This window comes from Marinobacter sp. ANT_B65, from assembly GCF_002407605.1.
In the GTDB taxonomy this organism is placed as follows: domain Bacteria; phylum Pseudomonadota; class Gammaproteobacteria; order Pseudomonadales; family Oleiphilaceae; genus Marinobacter.
Genome location: NZ_NXGV01000002.1, coordinates 128,927 through 149,234 on the forward strand (window position 1 = coordinate 128,927; position 20,308 = coordinate 149,234).

At 54.4% G+C, this 20,308-nt stretch carries 18 protein-coding genes and 2 riboswitches; of the genes, 7 read left to right on the forward strand and 11 right to left on the reverse strand.

The genetic code is table 11. The annotated features are described in order from the left end of the window. Positions 1-241 precede the first annotated feature (241 nt). On the reverse strand, positions 242-1,807 hold the full coding sequence (gene ahpF, locus CPA50_RS10715; RefSeq protein ID WP_096782521.1) for an alkyl hydroperoxide reductase subunit F: 1,566 nt from the start codon (positions 1,805-1,807) through the stop codon (positions 242-244). A 286-nt stretch (positions 1,808-2,093) separates the two neighbouring features. Here ahpF and CPA50_RS10720 point away from each other — a divergent pair, with 286 nt between their 5' ends. Both CPA50_RS10720 and CPA50_RS10725 read left to right on the forward strand, forming a co-directional pair. After that, positions 2,094-2,825, forward strand: coding sequence for a DUF3581 domain-containing protein (locus tag CPA50_RS10720; RefSeq protein ID WP_096782522.1), 732 nt, complete (start codon positions 2,094-2,096; stop codon positions 2,823-2,825). Positions 2,826-2,901: 76 nt separating this feature from the next. Further along, on the forward strand, positions 2,902-5,760 hold the full coding sequence (locus CPA50_RS10725) for a cation-translocating P-type ATPase (RefSeq protein WP_096782523.1): 2,859 nt from the start codon (positions 2,902-2,904) through the stop codon (positions 5,758-5,760). Between the two features lie 102 nt (positions 5,761-5,862). Here the strand turns inward: CPA50_RS10725 and ahpC are convergent, their stop codons facing one another. The 4 genes from ahpC to CPA50_RS10745 all read right to left on the reverse strand — a co-directional run bounded on the left by ahpC (position 5,863) and on the right by CPA50_RS10745 (position 9,444). Beyond that, positions 5,863-6,426, reverse strand: a complete 564-nt coding sequence (gene ahpC / locus CPA50_RS10730; RefSeq protein ID WP_096782524.1) for an alkyl hydroperoxide reductase subunit C — start codon at positions 6,424-6,426, stop codon at positions 5,863-5,865. A 146-nt stretch (positions 6,427-6,572) separates the two neighbouring features. Beyond that, positions 6,573-7,877 carry a TRAP transporter large permease gene (locus CPA50_RS10735; protein ID WP_096782525.1) on the reverse strand — a complete coding sequence of 435 codons (1,305 nt, stop codon included), beginning with the start codon at positions 7,875-7,877 and terminating at the stop codon, positions 6,573-6,575. Next, positions 7,867-8,361 (reverse strand): TRAP transporter small permease, encoded by a 495-nt coding sequence (locus CPA50_RS10740; protein ID WP_096782526.1) that lies wholly within the window; start codon positions 8,359-8,361, stop codon positions 7,867-7,869. The genes CPA50_RS10735 and CPA50_RS10740 overlap by 11 nt, the downstream gene beginning before the upstream one ends. 72 nt (positions 8,362-8,433) lie before the next feature. Continuing rightward, entirely contained in the window at positions 8,434-9,444 is a 1,011-nt protein-coding gene (locus CPA50_RS10745; protein WP_096782953.1) for a DctP family TRAP transporter solute-binding subunit, read from the reverse strand. Positions 9,445-9,654: 210 nt separating this feature from the next. Between CPA50_RS10745 and CPA50_RS10750 the strand changes: the two genes are divergently transcribed. Continuing rightward, positions 9,655-10,848: an AI-2E family transporter gene (locus tag CPA50_RS10750; RefSeq protein ID WP_227519607.1), complete on the forward strand. Its 1,194-nt coding sequence runs from the start codon at positions 9,655-9,657 to the stop codon at positions 10,846-10,848. Between the two features lie 195 nt (positions 10,849-11,043). After that, positions 11,044-12,414: a membrane-bound lytic murein transglycosylase MltF gene (gene mltF / locus CPA50_RS10755; protein ID WP_227519608.1), complete on the forward strand. Its 1,371-nt coding sequence runs from the start codon at positions 11,044-11,046 to the stop codon at positions 12,412-12,414. 3 nt (positions 12,415-12,417) lie between these two features. Here the strand turns inward: mltF and CPA50_RS10760 are convergent, their stop codons facing one another. The 3 genes from CPA50_RS10760 to CPA50_RS10770 all read right to left on the reverse strand — a co-directional run bounded on the left by CPA50_RS10760 (position 12,418) and on the right by CPA50_RS10770 (position 15,559). Then, positions 12,418-13,338 (reverse strand): lysophospholipid acyltransferase family protein, encoded by a 921-nt coding sequence (locus CPA50_RS10760; RefSeq protein ID WP_096782528.1) that lies wholly within the window; start codon positions 13,336-13,338, stop codon positions 12,418-12,420. 113 nt (positions 13,339-13,451) lie between these two features. Next, on the reverse strand, positions 13,452-14,786 hold the full coding sequence (locus tag CPA50_RS10765) for an LLM class flavin-dependent oxidoreductase (protein WP_202971763.1): 1,335 nt from the start codon (positions 14,784-14,786) through the stop codon (positions 13,452-13,454). After that, positions 14,786-15,559 (reverse strand): 3-oxoacyl-ACP reductase, encoded by a 774-nt coding sequence (locus CPA50_RS10770; RefSeq protein WP_096782956.1) that lies wholly within the window; start codon positions 15,557-15,559, stop codon positions 14,786-14,788. Before CPA50_RS10770 ends, CPA50_RS10765 begins: the two co-directional genes overlap by 1 nt. A 58-nt stretch (positions 15,560-15,617) precedes the next feature. Then, positions 15,618-15,713: riboswitch (TPP riboswitch) on the reverse strand. Positions 15,714-15,793: 80 nt separating this feature from the next. Then, positions 15,794-15,901, forward strand: a riboswitch (TPP riboswitch). Between the two features lie 99 nt (positions 15,902-16,000). Between CPA50_RS10770 and CPA50_RS10775 the strand changes: the two genes are divergently transcribed. Further along, positions 16,001-17,440 (forward strand): sodium:solute symporter family protein, encoded by a 1,440-nt coding sequence (locus CPA50_RS10775; RefSeq protein WP_096782529.1) that lies wholly within the window; start codon positions 16,001-16,003, stop codon positions 17,438-17,440. A 136-nt stretch (positions 17,441-17,576) separates the two neighbouring features. Beyond that, a complete protein-coding gene (locus tag CPA50_RS19460) occupies positions 17,577-17,771 on the forward strand; it encodes a hypothetical protein (protein ID WP_179397209.1) in 195 nt (64 codons plus the stop codon). A 2-nt stretch (positions 17,772-17,773) separates the two neighbouring features. On the opposite strand, the gene CPA50_RS10780 is transcribed toward CPA50_RS19460, so the two are convergent. After that, positions 17,774-18,643: a phytanoyl-CoA dioxygenase family protein gene (locus CPA50_RS10780; protein WP_096782530.1), complete on the reverse strand. Its 870-nt coding sequence runs from the start codon at positions 18,641-18,643 to the stop codon at positions 17,774-17,776. A gap of 265 nt (positions 18,644-18,908) precedes the next feature. Here CPA50_RS10780 and CPA50_RS10785 point away from each other — a divergent pair, with 265 nt between their 5' ends. Continuing rightward, a complete protein-coding gene (locus tag CPA50_RS10785) occupies positions 18,909-19,103 on the forward strand; it encodes a CsbD family protein (protein WP_096782531.1) in 195 nt (64 codons plus the stop codon). 100 nt (positions 19,104-19,203) lie between these two features. Here CPA50_RS10785 and CPA50_RS10790 read toward each other — a convergent pair whose 3' ends face one another. Together CPA50_RS10790 and CPA50_RS10795 are read right to left on the reverse strand one after the other, a co-directional pair. Beyond that, positions 19,204-19,560, reverse strand: coding sequence for a YkgJ family cysteine cluster protein (locus tag CPA50_RS10790; RefSeq protein WP_096782532.1), 357 nt, complete (start codon positions 19,558-19,560; stop codon positions 19,204-19,206). Then, positions 19,547-20,257 (reverse strand): pseudouridine synthase, encoded by a 711-nt coding sequence (locus CPA50_RS10795; protein WP_096782533.1) that lies wholly within the window; start codon positions 20,255-20,257, stop codon positions 19,547-19,549. Before CPA50_RS10795 ends, CPA50_RS10790 begins: the two co-directional genes overlap by 14 nt. Positions 20,258-20,308 lie beyond the last annotated feature (51 nt).

Here is a 20,308-nt window from a genome sequence, read left to right on the forward strand (position 1 = left end):
TAGGGAAAAGGTCAGCATCAGTATCGGGCGATAAAACATACAAACCCCCACTTCTGAAACGTCCGCATTGTTATTGTAGTAGTGTCTTCAAGCTACCGAGCATCAGAATCAGACGCAAGCACGAACTCGAATGAATACCTCAGCTCTCTCACTGCACCCGAAGAGGCCAGTTCCCGAAAACAAAAAAGGGCAACGGATCTCTCCGCTGCCCTTCGCATTATCTGCAAACCCTGATCAGATTTTACTCAACAGAATTACGGATCAGGAAATCGAAGGCACTCAAAGCCGCCTTGGCCCCTTCACCCATGGAGATCACAATCTGCTTGTAGGGCACAGTCGTTGCGTCACCGGCCGCGAAGACACCGGGGATAGATGTTTCGTTACGGTCATTAATGATGATCTCACCATGCTGGCTCAGCTCTATATCACCTTTAAGCCACTCGGTATTGGGCACCAGGCCAATCTGAACAAATACACCTTCAAGAGCCACGCGATGGCTTTCGCCTGTGTTGCGATCCGTGTAGGTCAGACCACTGACCTTGCCATTTTCACCAATCACTTCGGTGGTCTGGCCAGAGGTGATAATGTCCACATTGTTCAGACTCCGAAGTTTCTTCTGCAGCACCTCGTCAGCCCGCATTTCAGCACCGAACTCAATCAGCGTGACATGGCCGACAATACCCGCCAGGTCGATGGCCGCTTCCACGCCGGAGTTACCGCCACCAACCACTGCAACATGTTTGCCTTTGAACAAAGGTCCGTCACAGTGCGGGCAGTACGCCACACCTTTGTTACGGTATTCATCTTCACCCGGGACACCCAGCGGGCGCCAGCGAGCGCCGGTAGACAAAACAACCGTGCGGGCCTTGAGCGATGCACCGTTTGCCAGACGGATCTCATGGGGCATCCCGCGCCGGGTGGCCGGGATAAGCTTTTCGGCGTGCTGCATATTCATGATATCCACGTCGTACTCTTTGACGTGCTGTTCCATCGCCGAAACCAGTTTCGGACCTTCGGTATAGGGAACAGAAATCAGGTTTTCGATACCCATAGTGTCGGCAACCTGACCACCAAAGCGATCAGCTGCAATACCTGTAGAAATACCTTTTCGGGCAGCATATATGGCCGCCGCTGAGCCAGCAGGGCCGCCACCGATCACCAGCACTTCAAAAGTATCTTTTTCGTTGATCTTCCCGGCTTCTTTTTCGTCAGACCTGGTGTCCAGCCTGGCAACTATCTCTTCCAGTGTCATACGTCCCTGGCCCCAGGGCTCGCCGTTCAGGTAAACACTGGGAACCGCCATCACCTCACGCTTTTCCACTTCATCCTGAAACAGGGCCCCGTCAATAGCTGTGTGCCGGACGCCAGGGTTAAGAACACTCATCAGATTCAGGGCCTGAACAACGTCAGGACAGTTCTGGCAGGACAAGGAAAAGTAGGTTTCAAATTCATAGTCGCCGTCCAGTTGCTGAATCTGCTCAATAACCTCCTGCGACGCCTTTGAGGGGTGTCCGCCCACCTGTAGCAGAGCCAAAACCAGTGACGTAAACTCATGCCCCATAGGGATGCCGGCAAAGCGAACACCTGTATCGCTGCCAATGCGGTTTATCGCAAAGGATGGCCGACGTACATCATTCGACTCCTCGGTGCGCAAACTGATTTTGCTGGACATGGGTTCGATTTCTTCCAGAAGCTGCTTTAACTCCTGGGACTTATCACTATCGTCATAGGCAGCTACAAGCTCAATCGGCTGCTGCAGTTTTTCCATGTAAGCTTTCAGTTGCTGCTTGATATTGGCGTCCAACATGTAAAGGTTCTCCCTCTCGATTCCTGGATTGATCGTTTGAATTTCTGAATTCAAAGTGATCTTTGATTTGGATATGTTCAAACGATACGGCCTGGCAATAAAATGCTCAAATTAATTGATCAAAACCGATTAATAGGAAAGCACTATCAAGTGAAGATTGAGGTGCCTCTTAAAAGACCCCAGGTGTGGTGAAAGGACGAATGGCGCATACCCATACAGGCCAGACACCGGTACCATACCAAAGGACGTTGTGACGCCACCCTTTTGCACTCAGGACAAGTAACACATGTTTCCAGACCGTTTTCACTCAGTCCAGGACGGACGCGTACATATTTCTGCATCCCAGGCCAGCCTGTTCGCCAAGGAAGTAGCGGGAGATTTCAATCCGATTCACGACCCTGATGCCCGCCGGTTCTGCGTTCCCGGAGACTTGCTTTTTGCAGTAGTGGTCGCGCGTTTCGGGCTTTCCCGCAACATGACATTCCAGTTTCGTGCGTTGCTGGGTGGCGGCGTACCTCTGGAGTTCCGGGAAAACGATGACGAAACCATTGAAGTGTGCGACCAGAATGGCAAAGTCTATCTGGAAGTAACACGCAGTGGCGAGGTAACCCGGGACAGGCAGGTTATCGAAGAATTTGTTCGCTGCTACGTGGCAGCCTCCGGCAAGAACTTCCCTCACACTCTGAAGCCACTGATGGAATCGAAAGGTGTGATGTTCAACCCGGATCGCCCCATGGTGATGTATGCGAGCATGAGCCTTACCCTGGACAGTCTGGATGCCGCCTCTCCGGAACTGGAACTGCATAACGCAGACCTGGAAGCGAATGGCAAGCGCGGCAATGTCACGCTTGAGTACCGACTGCTCTCCAACGGCAACTCCGTGGGAGAAGTGACGAAACATCTGGTATTGGGCAGTCTTCGACCCTATTGCCAGGATGCCATGGCGGAAGTGATAGAAGAGTTCTATCGCCTGAAAGCGCGTGGATCCCGGTATGGTGTCGATACCGCCAGTTCCTGATACAGATCACCCGCGCATACAGGATATACGGCTACAATGATCTTTCCGAACGTCGCATTATCGTGGGTGGAAGATCATGGCCAGCCAACGCTCACCAAAAGAGCCGGTTTCCTCTTACCGGCTATCTCCCGACGCCGTCATTGATGCTCTGGGGAGCAATAAACACCAAGGCCTTGATGACCATGAAGCCCGGCACCGCCTGGAACAGGATGGCCCGAACGAATTAACAGCCGCCAGGCCCGTGCCAGGCTGGCGAAAACTACTCGCCCAGTTCACCGACACCCTGGTTATTCTGCTTTTGCTCGCTGCGGCCATCTCTGTAGGCCTGTGGCTGATAGAGCGAGACTCCCCTCTTCCTTATGAAGCCATTGCAATTCTGGCCATTGTTCTCTTTAACGCCGCCATGGGCTATATCCAGCAGGCGCGTGCAGAACAGGCAGTGGCAGAACTGCAGCAAATGTCTGCCGCCCAGGCCCGGGTAATACGGGGTGGCCAGCAGCAAAGCATTCCGGCGACCCGGCTGGTGCCCGGTGATATTATCCTTGTTGAAGAAGGCGACACGGTTCCGGCGGATTGCCGGCTGATTCAGTCCATTTCCCTGCAAACCTCCGAAGCAGCCCTGACTGGTGAAAGCCTTCCGGAATCCAAAGACCCTGAAACCATCATCAGCGACGCCCCTGTCGGCGATCGCCAGAATATGATTTTCAGCGGCACCACGGTTACCTATGGTCGTGGCACTGCGGTGGTAACAGCAACTGGCATGCAATCACAGATGGGCCGGATTGCGGGCATGCTGGAACAAGCTCCACCTGAGACCACCCCCTTGCAGAAGGATCTGGCCCGGGTCGGCAGAATGCTGGGGCTGGCAGTCATCGCGATTGCAGTGGTGATGATTTTCACCATTATCCTGGCAGAGCACGTCACCAGTTTTTCTACCCTGTTCGATGTACTTATTCTTGGTGTGGCTCTGGCCGTAGCCGCAGTGCCTGAGGGTTTACCGGCCATAGTAACGGCCGTCCTCGCCCTTGGCGTGCAGCGTATGGCCCGCCGTAATGCCATTGTCCGACACCTGGCTGCCGTGGAAACACTGGGGGCGGCCAATGTGATCGCTTCCGACAAGACAGGCACTCTCACCCGCAACGAAATGACCGTGCGAGCCATAGTGACAGCCAGTGGACGGATAACACTGGGGGGCACAGGGTATGAGCCAACAGGTGATATTACCGTGCATGACACCTCCCCAAGTAATAGTGCTGAGACTATCAGTGAGCCTTTGCGTATGGAGCTGGAGCGGGCTCTGACCGTGGGCGACCGTGCAACCAATGCCGTTCTGCAGGAAAGCCGGGGCCAGTGGACTGTTCAGGGTGACCCGACCGAAGGTGCACTGGTGGTTGCGGCACGCAAAGCCGGGCTGACAGAAGCCATACTGGACGCTCGCTACGACCGGGTTGGTGAAGTGCCGTTTTCTTCAGAACGCAAAATGATGTCCACACTTCACACCGACAGCCAGCGCAAAGGGTATATCCAGGTATTTACCAAGGGCGCGCCGGATGTTCTTCTCGGCCGCTGTAACCGCGAGCGCGTGGGTGACAGCAGTCGCGCACTGACACCAGAGCGTCGTACCAGTATTCTGCAAGCCAACGAAGAACTGGCCGGTGAGGCACTTCGCACTCTGGGTGTTGCCGCGAGGTATATTCCGGAAGAGGGCTTTGAGCCGGATGATATCGATGAGGACCTCGAAGAGGATCTGATATTCGTTGGCCTTATTGGCATGATCGACCCCCCTCGGGAAGAAGCGAAAGCTGCCGTTGCACACGCCCGCTCAGCAGGTATCCGACCAGTGATGATCACCGGCGACCACCCGGTTACAGCCGCTGTTATCGGCAAAGAGCTGGGCATCTGCACGGATGGCCGCGCTGTTACCGGGGCAGAAATAGATGCCATGACGGATGAGGTTCTGCTACGGACGGTAGAGGAAGTCTCCGTTTATGCCAGAGTTAACCCGGAGCATAAACTGCGGATAGTAAAAGCTCTTCAGAACGGGAAAAACATCGTCGCTATGACCGGCGATGGCGTGAACGACGCGCCCGCTCTGAAGACCGCAGATATTGGCGTTGCCATGGGTATTACCGGCACGGATGTGTCACGCAAGGCCTCGGATATCATTCTGGCAGACGACAACTTCGCCACCATTGTTGCAGCCGTCGAGGAAGGCCGGGCTATTTTCGCGAACATCCGCAAATTCCTGCGTTACCTGCTGTCTTCAAACATCGGCGAGGTAATGACCATGTTTTTCGGTGTACTTCTGGCTGATACGCTCGGTCTGACCACAAACGGCGCAGGCCTGGCCCTGCCCCTGTTGGCGACCCAGATCCTCTGGATCAACATGGTAAGCGATGGTGCTCCAGCTCTGGCACTCGGACTGGACCCAGGCGACCGGGAAGCAATGACCAGACCACCAAGATCCCGGAATGAAGGTGTGCTCACACTCACTATGTGGGCAGGAATTGTTTTCGTTGGCATTATTACCGCAGCTGGCACGCTCCTCGTACTCGACGCCTCCATGCCCGGCGGCCTGATCCCGGGCACCGGCAGTCTCTCCTATGGCCAGACCATGGCCTTCACTACTCTGGTGTTGTTCTCACTGTTTACCGTCTTTATTTCGCGGTCCGACGAGCAAAGCGCCTTCGCTGGACTCTTGTCCAATCTCTGGTTATGGGCGGCGGTGGGCGTGTCACTGTTACTGCAAATAGCTGTGGTCTACCTGCCCTTCCTGCAGAAAGCCTTTTCCACCGTCAGCCTCAGCCTTGAGGACTGGCTATTCTGCACAGCCATTGCCAGCTCCGTATTATGGCTGCGGGAACTGACCAAGCTGATCACCCGCCGGCGCAAAAAAGGCACTGGCAGCAGCACTGCCCCTTGCAGCGGGCATTAATCTGAACGTCTGAATGCAAAAAACCCCGGAAGACCGGGGTTTTTTACTAATAACAGGCCCGCACTACGGGCCTGTATTAAATGGTCCTTTTCAGAAAGAACCTTAGATCTTGCCAACCAGATCCAGTGAAGGAGACAGAGTTGCTTCGCCTTCCTTCCACTTGGCCGGGCAGACTTCACCCGGATGGTTGCGCACGTACTGAGCAGCTTTCACTTTACGCATCAGGTCAGACGCATCGCGGCCAATACCTTCTGCAGTGATTTCCATTGCCTGGATTACACCATCAGGATCGATCAGGAAAGTAGCACGGTCCGCCAGGCCCTGGCCTTCACGCATCACACCAAAGTTGTTGGTGATGGTACCGTTCTGGTCACCGACCATGTAGTACTGGATTTTGCCAATAGTTTCAGAGCTATCGTGCCAGGCTTTGTGGGTGAAGTGGGTGTCTGTGGAAACAGAGAACACTTCAACGCCCATCTTCTGCAGTTCTTCATACTTGTCAGCAACGTCGCCCAGTTCAGTAGGGCACACGAAGGTAAAGTCAGCCGGGTAGAAGAAGAATACAGACCACTTGCCTTTCACATCTGCTTCAGAAATTTCAACGAACTCGCCCTGTTTGAAAGCGGTTGCGTTAAACGGTTTGATTTCGCTGTTGATCACGCCCATTGAAAAACACTCCTGTTGGTTCGTTTGCGTGTTGATGAATCTACGGTCACTACATTAACCAATGAGTCAACTTCAGGAAAATTGATTATTCCCAACCTCTTCATAGGCAGTACCTATTTTCTGTATCCGCCTTGCCGAACATGCGTTTACCACGGCCCGACAACGTAACCGAGTTTTTCCGGGAGCCAAAGCGCAATGCCCGGCATCAGCGCCACCAGTATGAGGCTCACACTCATTGCGGCAATGAAGATTAACGCCCAGCCAATGGTATGCTCCAGGCGAATATTCGCAATACGTGTTGTAACCATCAAGTTAACGGCCACAGGCGGCGTAAACTGGCCAATCGCAATGTTCATGGCCAGCAGGATACCAAACCACACCGGATTCCAGCCAAAGTGGTTCATCAGCGGCAATACAATTGGAATAAGGATCAGATAGATCGACACCGCATCAAGCAGCATGCCTGCAATCAGCACCAGTACCATTACCAGGCCCAACAGCACCCAGCCGTTTTCGGAAAGTGACAGCAACGCATCCGCCAGGTGCTGGAAGGTACCCAGAGTCGTACCTGCCCACGCAAAAATGCCCGCTAGCGCAATGATCAGCATGACCACACCAGAGGTCACAGCAGCGTCGGTCATCAGATCAAACAAACTGCGCAAGCTCAGGTTGCGGTATACAAAGCTGCCCACAATTATCCCGTATGCCACAGCAACTACAGCAGCTTCCGTAGGCGTAAACAGCCCGGAGCGCAGACCTCCCAGAATGATGATCGGGGCAAAAAGAGCTGGTAATGCCGCCTTGAAGCTGGGCCAGAAAGGCGGGCGCTCAGAGGTTTCCGGACTTTCCCAGCCAAACTTGCGGGCCAGATACAGAGCCGGCACCAGCAAGGACAGACCAGCCAGAATGCCCGGAAACAGCCCGGCGGCAAACAGCGCACGCAAATCCACACCGGGTACCACGATAGAATAGAGAATCAGCGCAATCGAAGGCGGAATCAGGATAGCGGTAGAAGATGATGCGGCGATCAACGCTGCGGAAAATGGCTGAGGGTAACCCGCCTTACGCATGCTGGGCAGCATTACCATAGCCACTGCGGCCGCATCTGCCGGACCGGACCCGCTCATTCCGCCCATAATCAGGCAAACGAGAACGGCCACAACGGTCAGGCTGCCGTGACGGGGGCCGATAATCGCCTGGGCAAAACGCACCAGACTGGCGGCCACTCCAGCGCGCTCAAAAATAAGTCCGGTAAGAATAAACAGAGGTATCGCGATAAGCGGGTACTTCGCCACACTGTTATAAGTGTTGGTACCGAAGGTGGCAAGCATGTCGGGGGACAACCCGGAAACAATGCCCACGAGCCCACCAAACCCCAACGCGATGGCTACGGGAACACCCAACAACAACGCCAGCAGGAAGCCGCCGATCATCAACAGGTCAGGACTCATGGATTACCTCCGGATCTTTCTTGCCACGCAGGCGGTCATTGAGGTTTTGAGTCATCCGGAAAATGATCGCCGCCGTCATCAGTGGCAACCATGCCACATAAATCCAGTTTGGCAGTCCTAACCCCGGGGACAGGGACTCCCATTCGTATTCCTGCATCGCAAAAATGACGCCATACCAGGTAGTCACCCCCATAACCGCCACGCCTGTAAGCCATTGCAGTACAAACAGCCCTTTCAAAGCAGCCGGCGGCAGATAATGCTCGATCAGCTCAATTCGTATGTGCTGATTGTTTCGGGCCGCTACCGCTGCGCCGGCGAAAGTGAGCAGCACCAGAAGAAACACCGAAAACTCTTCGGTAAACGCAAAGGAAGCATCAGTGGTGTAGCGAACAATCACGTTGCCAAGACTGATCACACAAATCGTAATCAGGGCCACAGACGCTAACCAGGCTTCCGGCCGGAACTTCGGGGGTCGGGAGGACATGAAAACTCCGATTGAAAAAACTACCCTGGCAAAGAGCCCGCCGGAACCGACGGGCACTCTGACAGGTATGTTTTACTGATTGCGGTTAGCGACAGCAGACTGAGCCTGCTTCACCAGATCTTCACCAATGCGAGGTGTCCATTTTTCATAAACAGAGCGGGTTGCCTTCACAAACGCGTCGTGCTGCGCCGGGCTCAACTCAGTTACTGTAACGCCACGATCCTTGATGGCCTGCAGCGTGGCCTCAAGCTCACTACGGGATTTTTCTATCTCCCACTTGCCAGCATCCACAGCCGCTTGCTTCAGAAGCGCCTGGTCTTCTGCATTGAACTGGCCCCACACACGGTTACTGACAGCGAATACCAGCGGGTCAGCCATGTAGTGCCACAGCGTCAGGTGCTCCTGTCCGACCTGATCAATACGCGCAACATCAAAAACCGAAAGAGGGTTTTCCTGACCATCAACCGCACCAGTAGTCAGTGCCGGCTTGGCATCTGCCCAGCTCATCTGCGTGGGATTAGCACCCAGTTCGGTGAAGGTGTCCTGGAACAGCGGCGAGCCTACAACCCGGATTTTCAGGCCTTCCAGATCTGCAGGGTCGCTGATCGCAAGTTTGGAGTTGGAAAGTTCGCGGAAACCATTCTCGCCCCAGGCCAGAGGTGTTACACCACGCTTTTCAATCGCCTCGAACACGGCCTTGCCAGCTTCACCCTGGGTTATTGCATCAATGGCTGCGTTATCCGGCATCAGGAATGGCAGGGAAAAGAGGTTCAGCTCAGGAACCTGAGGTGACCAGTTGATGGTAGAACCCACCGCCATATCAATCAACCCGGAGCGCATGGCAGAAAACTCTTTGGTCTGATCCCCGGAAACCAGCTGGGAATTGCTGTAAATCTTCATGTTGATACGCCCCTCGGAGCGTTCTTTGACCAGCTCGACCCACTTGTCGGCAGCCTGCCCCCAGGGAAACGCCGACGGAAGTACTGTAGAAACTGTGTATTCATCTTTGTACTGAGCCTGAGCTACAGAACTGAGTAGCAGAGTGGCCGCAGCAACAGCAACCAATGAGCGGGATTTCAGCATTTTGTTTTCCTTTTTATTTGGCATGGGGAACTCCACGACGGGACAATGAACACGTCGCGCAATGGGAGATTATAGGAGGCGGCGTTGTTGTGACGCAAAACAAAAACACAGCTAACTCCATCTATCTCTTAACTTCACCGGATTTCTGGCTGATTACAGTTCTGTTGTTTTTATTTGCATGGGGCTATACCCGTCTACAATAAGCAGGATATGAAACCGGTAAAAACGGATGCAGCGATGGAAGGCAACGAGCATACTGAGCTCAGCAACAACCAGGAAAACAACAGCACTGCGACCCCGCCGGAGCTTCTTCGCGCCGTTAACGTCCGCAGTCTGTCACTGGTAATTCTCACCAGCATAGCTACCCTCTTTTTTATTGACTGGGCACAAGCCGTACTGCTTCCTTTGGTAGTTGCTGTAATGATCAGCTACGCACTGGACCCACTGGCATCAACACTGGATCGGCTCAGAATCCCCAGACCACTGAGTGCTGCCATCGTGATGATCCTGATGCTCGGTGCTATTTCCGCGGCGAGCATCCCTCTGCAACGCGAAGCCATGGCCATGCTGGACAAGGTTCCGATGGCCATCAGCGAGTTCCAGCGCAAAGAAGCCAGGTCGCCTGACACTGAAGAAGGCATCATGGAGAAGGCCCAGGCTGCAGCAAAGAAAATCGAGGAATCGGCCACTCAGGACCAGAACAGCAGGAATCCCGCCCACGAGGGCGTAACCCCCGTTCGGGTAGTGGATAAACCCATGGATATTCAGGAATACGTGTTAAGGGGGGCGCCTGCGGCAATCGTGCTCGTGTCCCAGCTTTTCTCGGTACTGCTGCTGGTGTATTTCATACTGGCAGCCGGATCACTTTATAAGCGCAAAGTTGTAAGAATTTCCGGCCCTTCGTTCGGACGAATGCGCAAGGCTGCCAGAATCATGGCCGAATTCCACCATCAGGTGCGCCGCTTCCTGTTTGTCATGCTGATTGGCGCTCTGTTTGTGGGGGTGCTGACCTGGCTGGCGTTTCTGGCGCTGGGGGTGGAGCAGGCCATGCTGTGGGGAGTTGTAGCAGGGGTAGCCAGCGCAATCCCCTATCTGGGACCCTTTCTGGTGCTCATTGGCACCGGCGTTGCAGCCTTCCTTCAGTTTGGAGAGGTAAACATGACCATCATTGTGGCCGGCACTTCGCTGGTGGTCACCAGTATTCAGGGATACCTGCTGACTCCCTGGCTGACCAGCCAGGTTTCAAGCCTCAATGCGGTGGCAATCTTTATCGGGCTTCTGTTCTGGGGCTGGCTCTGGGGCCCTGTTGGACTGGTCATCGCGACACCACTCCTCATGATCATCAAAACCCTGTGCGATCATGTTGTAAATCTGCGCCCTGTAGGCGAACTGCTGGGAAAATAAAGCCCGGGCTGCCATCCCCCCCTTGTTTATGGGCCGTAAATGTTTGTGCGCTCGTGGCCTTTGCGGACGCATCCCTGCGCTCCACTGATTTCGCTGCCTGAAATCAATGTGATATGTTGTCATGAAAGGTACGTATAACAACTAATAAATTCGGGAAATCAACCGCCCAGGTCTTTTATGGCTCAGAAGCTGAGTATGTTGGGGAGCGTAATTCTTCCTCTTGCGATCATTGTCACGACTGGCTGCAGCCAGGGCAACTCTGGTTCTGATGCCGTTGCGGAACAACCAGAACCGCTGGCCACCCCCGCTCAGACCGGCGTGCTGGAAGTAGCCACGCGCAATGGCTCCACCACCTACTATCTCGACCGGCATGAAAACCCGACCGGACCGGAATACAGTCTGATCTCGCAGTTTGCAGCCAGCAAGGGCTGGACCGTCAACTGGACCATGTACGATTCGACCGCTGCCGTACTGAAAGCCCTGGAATCCGGCAAGACCCACATGGCCGCCGCGGGGCTGACGCACCTGCCTTCACGCAGCCAAAAGTTCACTCGCGGCCCCGCCCATACTGAAATTACCGAACAACTGGTGTGCCATCGGGAGATGCGTCCGATGCCCCGGCTGCCAGAAAGCATATCCAGCGTAAACATCACGGTAACAGCCGACTCCAGCTATGTGGAAACACTGAACAGGCTTGCCAGCATCCACGAAGGCATCACGTTTACCGAAGACGACAGTAAAACAACAGAAGTTCTGCTGTCCGATGTGGCCCGACAGGCTATCGACTGTACCGTGGCCGACTCCAACATTGTTCAGGTAATGCGTCGCCACTTCCCCCACCTGGAAGTGGCCATGAACCTGAGCCAGGGCAACAACCTCGGGTGGTACCTGCCGGCAGGCTCAGATGAACTGGCCGGCACTGCACAGGAATGGATGAACAGTCCCGAGGGCGACAAAGCCATGGACTACGTCGAAAGCCACTATTACGCCTACATTGGCGAGTTTGATTTTGTGGACCTGAGAGCACTCAACCGCCGTATCAACGACCGGCTTCCCGGCTTGATTGGTCAGTTCTCCGAAGCTGAAACAACCACCGGAATGCCGGCGGATCTTCTGGCAGCACTGGCTTATCAGGAGTCCCACTGGGACCCCTCTGCCATATCCCCAACAGGAGTCCGCGGCATCATGATGCTGACACGCAGGACAGCGGAATCTCTGGGCGTGATGGATCGCCTCGACCCCGTAGCCGCCATCGATGCAGGCGCCCGCTACCTGGCTGACCGCCACCGCAGGCTCCCGGATACCATTCCCGAACCAGACCGCACATTTCTTGCGCTGGCCAGCTACAACATTGGCCGCGGGCACCTGCTGGATGCCCGCCAGCTGGCAAGGGAGCTGGGCAAGAATCCGGATTCCTGGGACGACATGAAAGAAGTGCTGCCATTAAAGGCAGATAAACGCTACTACCCAAACACTCGCTACGGCTACGCACGGGGTTATGAACCTGTGCATTATGTGCAACGCATCCGGAATTATCGGGATGTCATCAGCTCGGCCTTTGACTAGCCTTCAATAGACTTTTTCCACGCCTTCCGGGCGGGTTTTGAAACGTTTGTGCAGCCACAGGTACTGATCAGGCTGTTCACGGATAGCCTCCTCAATATAGCGGTTCCAGACCTGGGTATCGTTATGCTTGTCGGCGCCGAAGCCAGCCTGCACTGGTGAGAAGACCACACGATAGCGTCCATCAGGCATTCGCAGGTGGCTTACGCAAACCACGGCAGCACCGGATACTTTGGCGATATAACTTGGGGAAGTAATGCATCCGGTTTCAACGCCGAAAAAAGGTACGAACAGCTCGGTTTTTTTACCGAAATCCTGGTCGCAGGCAAACCAGACTTCACCGCCCTTCTTCAGAAAAGACACCATTGGCCGCAATTCACGCTTGGTGAACGGCCGGATACCAAAATGGCGGCGCCGGCCATTTTCGATCATACGGTCAATAACCGGATTATTGTTGGGCCTGTATACGTACCCGGGGTTTTTCAGGTGGCAGGCAACAAGCGGTAACGCAAAATCAAAAATACTGTAATGACCGCCAATCAACAGTACGCCCCGGCCCTTGCTCCGGGCCTCCTCAAGATGCTCCAGCCCCTGCACCTCTGTAGCTTTATAATAAGGAGACATATCCCGCCACCAGGCATGGATGCTTTCCAGAAAACCGCGAGTGCAGGCGATGAAATTATCCTGCACCAGTTTTGCCCGGGCTTCCTTGTCCAGGTCGGGAAAGCAGATAGCCAGATTACGGTCAGCAACGCGGGCGCGGGATTTCAGTTTTCTGTTCAGGAAACGGCCCAGCGTTTTCCCCAGCTTTTGCTTGGAAGACATCGGCAAAAACGACAACAGATACAGCGTAAATACCAGCGCCCACGAGGGCCATAAGCGCGGATGCCAAAGCGGCAATTTGTGTTTTTTGGAAAACCTGCTCATACATCAAAGCCTGCTCAAATAGGGTCGTGAGCGTGACACAATCACGACCCTTAGTGTACTACCTGCACCGGTCAATCAAGAGGAGCATGTCCCAAATCAGGGACCGGACAATCTCATGGTGCCAGTTTACCCTTGAAACACTCAGGCCGAGCCAGCCCAAGATGGCTGCGCAAGGTACTGCCCTGATATTCCTTACGGAAAAGACCACGGTTTTGCAGTTCCGGCACCACCTGTTCAATAAAGTCCTCAATGCCGGAGGGCAAAAACGGTGGCATCAGATTGAACCCATCGGCGCCTTCGTTGTTGAACCAGTGTTCCATCTTATCGGCAATCTGTTCCGGAGTGCCCACCATGGTGCAGTGGCCTCCTCCCGCAGCCAGCCGACCCAGCAACTGACGCAGGCTGGGCTTCTCGGTTTCGATAATCCGCAGAATGGTACTGTAGCGCCCCTGGGGCCCGCTGAACTCTTCAAGCGAAGGCAGAGGGGGGACAGGTGCATCCAGATCCCAGCCGGAACAATCCTGATCAATAAACATGGCCAGCTGGCGCAGAGACGCATCAGCAGGCAGAAGCTCATCCAGCTCGCGCTGCTTTGCCAGTGCTTCCGCTTCGGTAGGTGCCACATAGGTAACCAGCCCCGGCATAACCGGCACCGTAGCGCCACGGCCGGCCGCTTTTACCCGTCGCTTGATATCACGGTAATAGCTTTGCGCCGCTGGCAGGTCGTAAGCCACTGCATAGATAGCCTCAGCACATCTGGCCGCCAGCTCGCGGCCCTGCTCCGAAGCTCCAGCCTGAAACAGCACCGGGTGCCCCTGCACCGGGCGAGGCACATTCAGTGGCCCGTCTACGCGGAAAAACTCTCCCCGATGGTTTATCGGTTGTACCTTGTCCGGGTCGGCATAATGGCCTTTCCGGTCAAACATCAGTGCATCGTCAGCCCAGGAATCCCACAACCCCAACACTGCCTGCACGAACTCGTCAGCACGACGGTAGCGCTCCGCATGGCCTGGCATAGATTCATAGCCGTGGTTGCGTGCTTCCACATCAAACATCGAAGTAACCACATTCCAGCCAATCCGCCCGCCGGAAATGTGATCCAGCGAAGCAACAAGGCGGGCCGCATGAAACGGGGTGTAAAAGGTGCTGGAAACCGTGCTGATGAACCCGATGTTTTCGGTGGCCCTGCTCATGGCAGCAATGGCCGTAAGTGGTTCCAGATACCACCAGCTGCCATCGGAGACGTTACCTGCAGTGTTGCTGTCAGCAAAAAACACTGCATCCAGTTTGCCGCGTTCTGCGGTTTGCGCCAGACGTTCGTAATAGCGGATATCACCCAGCTGCTCTACTGCCGATTCCGGGTGACGCCAGGCAGCCCTGTGGTGGCCGCAGCCCATCAGAAACAGGTTCAGATGCATCATGCGCTGATCAGATGATGAAGCTGCCATCAGTTTTTCACCAGTCCGCCATCAACCACAAGGTTCTGCCCGGTAACGGACCGCGCCCACGGCGAGGCAAAAAACAACGTGGCATCGGCAAACTCTGCCGGCGTGGTTACCCGCCGTAAGGGTGTGCTGGCGGCAATAAAATCGAACACAGCCTCAGGCGTAGCGGCGGACGCATCGGTGGTACGCAGCAGACCGCCAGACACCATATTCACAGTGATATTATCTGGTCCAAGATCCTGTGACAGGGTGCGGGTAAGCGACAGCAACGCCGCTTTACCGGCAGTGTAATCATGGTAGGGCACAACCGGATTCTGGAACAGATTGGTTCCAACATTCACTATGCGGCCAAAACCCGCTTCGCGCATGCCATCCAGCGCCGCCTGAGTAGTATTCAGGGCACCACCCACCACTCCGGAAAACTGTTGATTCATGTCTTCCCAGGTCAGCTGGTCTGCATTTGCACGGGCATCACCGTTAAACGAAAAATCCGGCAAGGCATTATTGATCACCGTGGTCACTGGCATACCAAAATGCTGCTGAGCGGAAGCAAACATAGCCTTTACTGCTTTGCGGTCAGTAACGTCTGCCTGCACCGCCAGCGCCCGTTCCGGAGCTTCAGCGGCCAGTTTTTCAGCCGCGTCGGCACTGTTGCGATAGTTGATCACAACCCTGGCGCCCTCACGCAGGAAGGCACGCACCAGGTGCTCACCCAGACCACGGGCACCGCCCGTTACCAGCACCAGTTGTTGGTCAAGACCTAAAGAATTTTGCATAGACACCTCAAAAGAGAGGCGAAGGTATGAATAGGCAGATGCGGTGCAGCATCCCGGCTGCACCTGCGGCTGACATCCCTTCGCCAGTGTGAACTGGATCAGGTTCAACGGGTGTTATCTCAGCCCTGCATGCAGGACACCCCGTGTCGAATCGAAACCATAACACACCAAATACTCAGATATGTAGGCCAGGACTCATGCAATTGACAACTACTGGCAGACTTTCTACTCTGTCAACATTCCTGGGGGAGCCGGTTAACGGCTGAGATTCCGCATCCTGTGCGGTAACCCTTCGAACCTGATCCGGGTAATGCCGGCGAAGGGAAGGAAAGCGCCCGCTGAGCGCATGCCTGCGTGTCTTTTTCTTCCTTCGCGACCGTCCCGGTAGCAAACCACTTTCAGCAATTTTGCTATCCGCCTGCAGGGCAAGGAAGACAACCGATGTTAAGCTCCTCTACCGCACTGGTGTGGCTGGTTTTATTCGCCGCCCTGTTCGCAATACCCGGCCTGATATACGCCCGCCGCAAGCAGGATAAGCTGGACGACTTTCTGGTCGCCCGCAACAGCCAGAGCAGCTCCGCCACTTTACTGACTCTGCTGGCTACCACTCTCGGCACCTGGATTCTGTTCGGGCCGGCACAGGCCGCAACCTGGGGCGGCATTGGCGCAGTTACCGGCTACGCTCTGGGCGCGCTGGCGCCACGTCTCATTATGATTCCTCTGGGCAACCGCATTCGCACTCTCATGCCCGAAGGCCACACCCTCACCGAATTTGTACTCGGTCGCTATGGACGAGTGATGTACGGATTTGTGCTGGTCATCATGGTTTTCTATCTGTTTATCAGCCTCACGGCTGGCCTGACCGCCATCGCAAAAATGGTCTCCCTGCTCGCTCCCGTGCCACTGTGGCTTACCGCCAGCATTGTGATGGCTGCCACTCTGCTTTATACCCTGTATGGCGGGCTGCGCGTGACCATCTTTACTGACCGGGTGCAGATGCTGGTCATCCTGCCCTTTCTGATTCTGCTGATCGGCTTTGGCTGGCAGGCGACCGGCGGCCTGGCCCCTGCCCTGCAAGGTTTGCAGGCAAAAGCACCGCACCTTCTTGATCCTCTGGACATCAACGGGCTGAAATCCGGCCTCACATTCTTTATCGCGGTGGTGCTGACCGGGCTGTTTTATCAGGGAACCTGGCAGCGTATTTTCGCCGCCCGTGATAACAAAGTGATTCGCAACGGCTTTATCATCAGCGGCCTGCTGAGTTTTCCCATCATATTTATCATGGGTCTGTTCGGCCTGGCGTTTGTGGGGCTGGACTTGCCCGGTGACGGCTCGGTTGCACTGTTCAGCGTGTTACTGGCAAATGTGCCTCTGTGGTTTGCCATAGGCCTGTTGCCTTTCGGGCTGGCACTGATTATGAGCAGTGCAGACTCCACCATAAGTGGGCTGACCAGTATTATGGTGGTAGACCTGCGCCGGTTACTGCCTAAACTGAGCAATCACAACCTGCTATCGCTGTCGCGCTGGCTGATTGTGGTTTTGTCGGTGCCGGTGCTGTTCGTAGCCGCTCAAGGCTACAGTGTGCTCTATCTGTTTCTGCTGGCAGACCTGTTGTGTTGCGCTGCGGCGTTCCCGGTCTTTTTCGGCTTCTACAACGCCCGCTACCAAAGCTACAATGCCGCCCTCAGCACCTTTGCTGGTCTGGTCGCCGGGCTTATGGTATTTCCTGCGCCCGGTGCACCGACCACCTACCTGCTGGAATCCTTCCTGCTGGCATCTTTGGTACCTATCGCCGTTTCGCTACTGCTCCTGCTTCTGCCCAAAGGAAAGCGCTTTGACTTTTCCATACTGGCGCAGCGAGTGCGGCATCTGGAGGGGTAAACCGGCAGAGCCTGTTGCTGAAGCTCTCAAACAGCCGGCATACAGTCTTGTCTGTCCTTACATTCAATAGCTTCCAGTTGCCCGTGATTGGGGCCATACTCATTGTTCTGCGTGAAAGGCATCCTGATCTCCTTTGATGTCAACGCACGCATTAATCAGGAGTACAGGTAATGAGCAAAGGACAAGACAAAAAAAAGGACACAAAAAAACAGCCGCTTTTAACCGCAAAGGAAAAAAAGGCGGCCAAGAAATCGAAGAAAAATGGAAAGGACGTACTAGGGAATTAAAAAAAGCATCAGGAGCGCAAAACGCCCCTCATGTAATGGTTTAGAGTTATTCCCCTTTATCTGACTGTAAAGTTCGCTTGGGGTGCATGCCATCGACCATACCCATGAACGGCGGGTGGATCGAATAACCGACCATACTGAGTAGCTGTTCAGGAATCCGGGAAAGCGTTTCCTGGCTGAGTTCGAGAAAGAAGTTCTCTTGCGGCCTTAACCAGGGTTCGCAGTACTGACAGGTTACTGCAAGACGATCTGCGCCCGAGCGGTTGGCTCCGCCACCGTGCCAGAGCGTCCCTAGAAAGAAGACAACTGAACCGGCAGGCATCACCGCAGGCACAGCCTGAGTCCGGTCAGTAACTACTTCCTTACCCCAATTGTGGCTTTCGGGAATTACGACCGTCGAGCCATTCTCTTCCGTAAACTCATCAATAGCCCAGACCGTTGCTGCCCCGAACGGCGGGCGCGGGCGCGGAACCGGGTAGAAGCCGTCATCGTAATGCAGCGGCTGCGCCGACTCGCCAGGCAGAATATTGATAATCTGAGCCTGGCTGAGCAGGTAGCTGGGCAAAAATAGCCGGTCCAGCAATCCGGTAACACGAGGGTGTGTTGCTAGCAGATCAATTACCCGCGTTTTCTCCAGTACATTGTATAGCCGCTGAGTTTTTACGCCTTCAAATGTATTGCGCCCGGACTTCCCCAGCAACGGCAAGGTAGCTTCACGAATCAACTCAAGCTGCGACCTGGTAAGAAGCCCCTCAATGATTACATAGCCGTCTTTCATAACGGCCTCAAAATCCTGGGCGATCTGGTTTTTGAGCGCATCTGAAGCCTTGGCTTCATCAGACCGGAAAGATTTATGCGTAGCAGCGAGATCTTTGGTCAACTCCAGAACAGATTCGATTTTCTTCTTGTTGGACATATGAACGCTTCTCGAAAGTAGTCTCTCCCGGGCTCCGGCTAACGCCAATTATGAACGCTTTGAGCCTTTACGCGCCGCGGAGCTTCAGGATTCTAGCAGTTTCAGTATGAATTAATCGCAATCCCACAAGCGTTGTCATACAAAAACCCCTATGGCAACGTGGATAACACATCAGGGGTTGCATCATTTTTTTCACCCTGACCATTCCTTCCATACTGGCGGCTGTCTTGTTAAGCGGCCGCCCTGTTAAAGCGAGGAAACTACGATGAACAACGATATTATTGAAGGTAACTGGAAACAACTCAAAGGTAAGGTACGCGAGAACTGGGGCAAGTTAACAGACGACGATCTGGATGAAATCGCAGGGCGTCGCGACCACTTTATTGGCAAAGTTCAGGAGAAGTACGGCATAGAGAAAGACGAAGCCGAGAAAGAGTGGGAAAAGCTGACCAACTCCTGACCCCTCAGTTCCAAAGATCCAGGAAGCCGGTGCCTGCCTTTGCGCAGGTATCGGCTACCATACTCCTTCCTTTCCCCGATATTGAACCCTGCCGGATCCGTTACACCAACACCTGCCGTGTGTTGGCTATATAACTGTGAACCTGGCGCTCAGTTTCGGAATCAACCATCACTTCCGGCCGACGTCCGTTTGGGCAAGGCATGTTGGATGTTGTGCCAAACAACCGGCATATCAGCGGGCGCTCCTCGTAAACATTGCAGCCATCGGGACCAAGGTGCACACAATTCAGCTCACCTAGTGCTGCTTCATGTTCCGCATCCGTTTTCACCGGCAGTCGCGACATTTCCTCCGAAGACGTAGTCACAGGGCCGCAGCAGTCATGGCAACCCGGAACACATTCGAACGATGGAATACGCTCACGCAGTCGCGCGATGATCTTCTGGTTATTGGTTTTCAATTGCAGCTATCTCCTCACAGGTAAGCTGCCTGCAGTGTCCCTCATCAAGCCCTTCAAGGGAAATATGCCCGACAGAAACCCGGTGCAAAGCCAGAACTTCATTCTGAAAAAAACCAAACATGCGTTTAACCTGATGGTACTTGCCCTCAACCAGTGACAACCTGGCTGTGTAATCCGAGAGAATCTCTAAATGTGCAGGCCTGGTTGTAATGTCCTCGTAGGCAAAATAGATACCTTCCCGAAACACCCGAATATACTCATCCGTTAATGGCCTGGATAAAGTAACCTCATAGGTCTTTTCGAGCTTCGTCTCGGGCAAGCTTACCTTGCGTGACCATGCCCCATCGTTAGTCAGTAACACCAGCCCGGTTGTATTCAGATCAAGGCGCCCGACTATGTGAAGCTCATGCTTCTGAGGGTGGTGCACAAGATCCATTACGGTGGAGTGCCTGGTGTCTTTAGTCGCGCTAACAAACCCCCGTGGTTTATTCAGCATAAGATACACAGGCCGGTTATCTCTCAGGCAGCGACCATCCAGAACAACATGGGTAAATTCCGTCACTTTTTGCTGGATTGAATGCGCCGCCCGACCGTCCAGAAAAATCCGTTTTTGAGCAAGTAAAAGACGTGTATCCGAAAGGGAAAAAGTACTGTTCTGGCTGATAAAACGATCGAGCCGACTGGTCCTGGATTTCATGATTTATCTTCAACAGCCTTTATATTGCAGTTACAATCAAAGACCAAACCA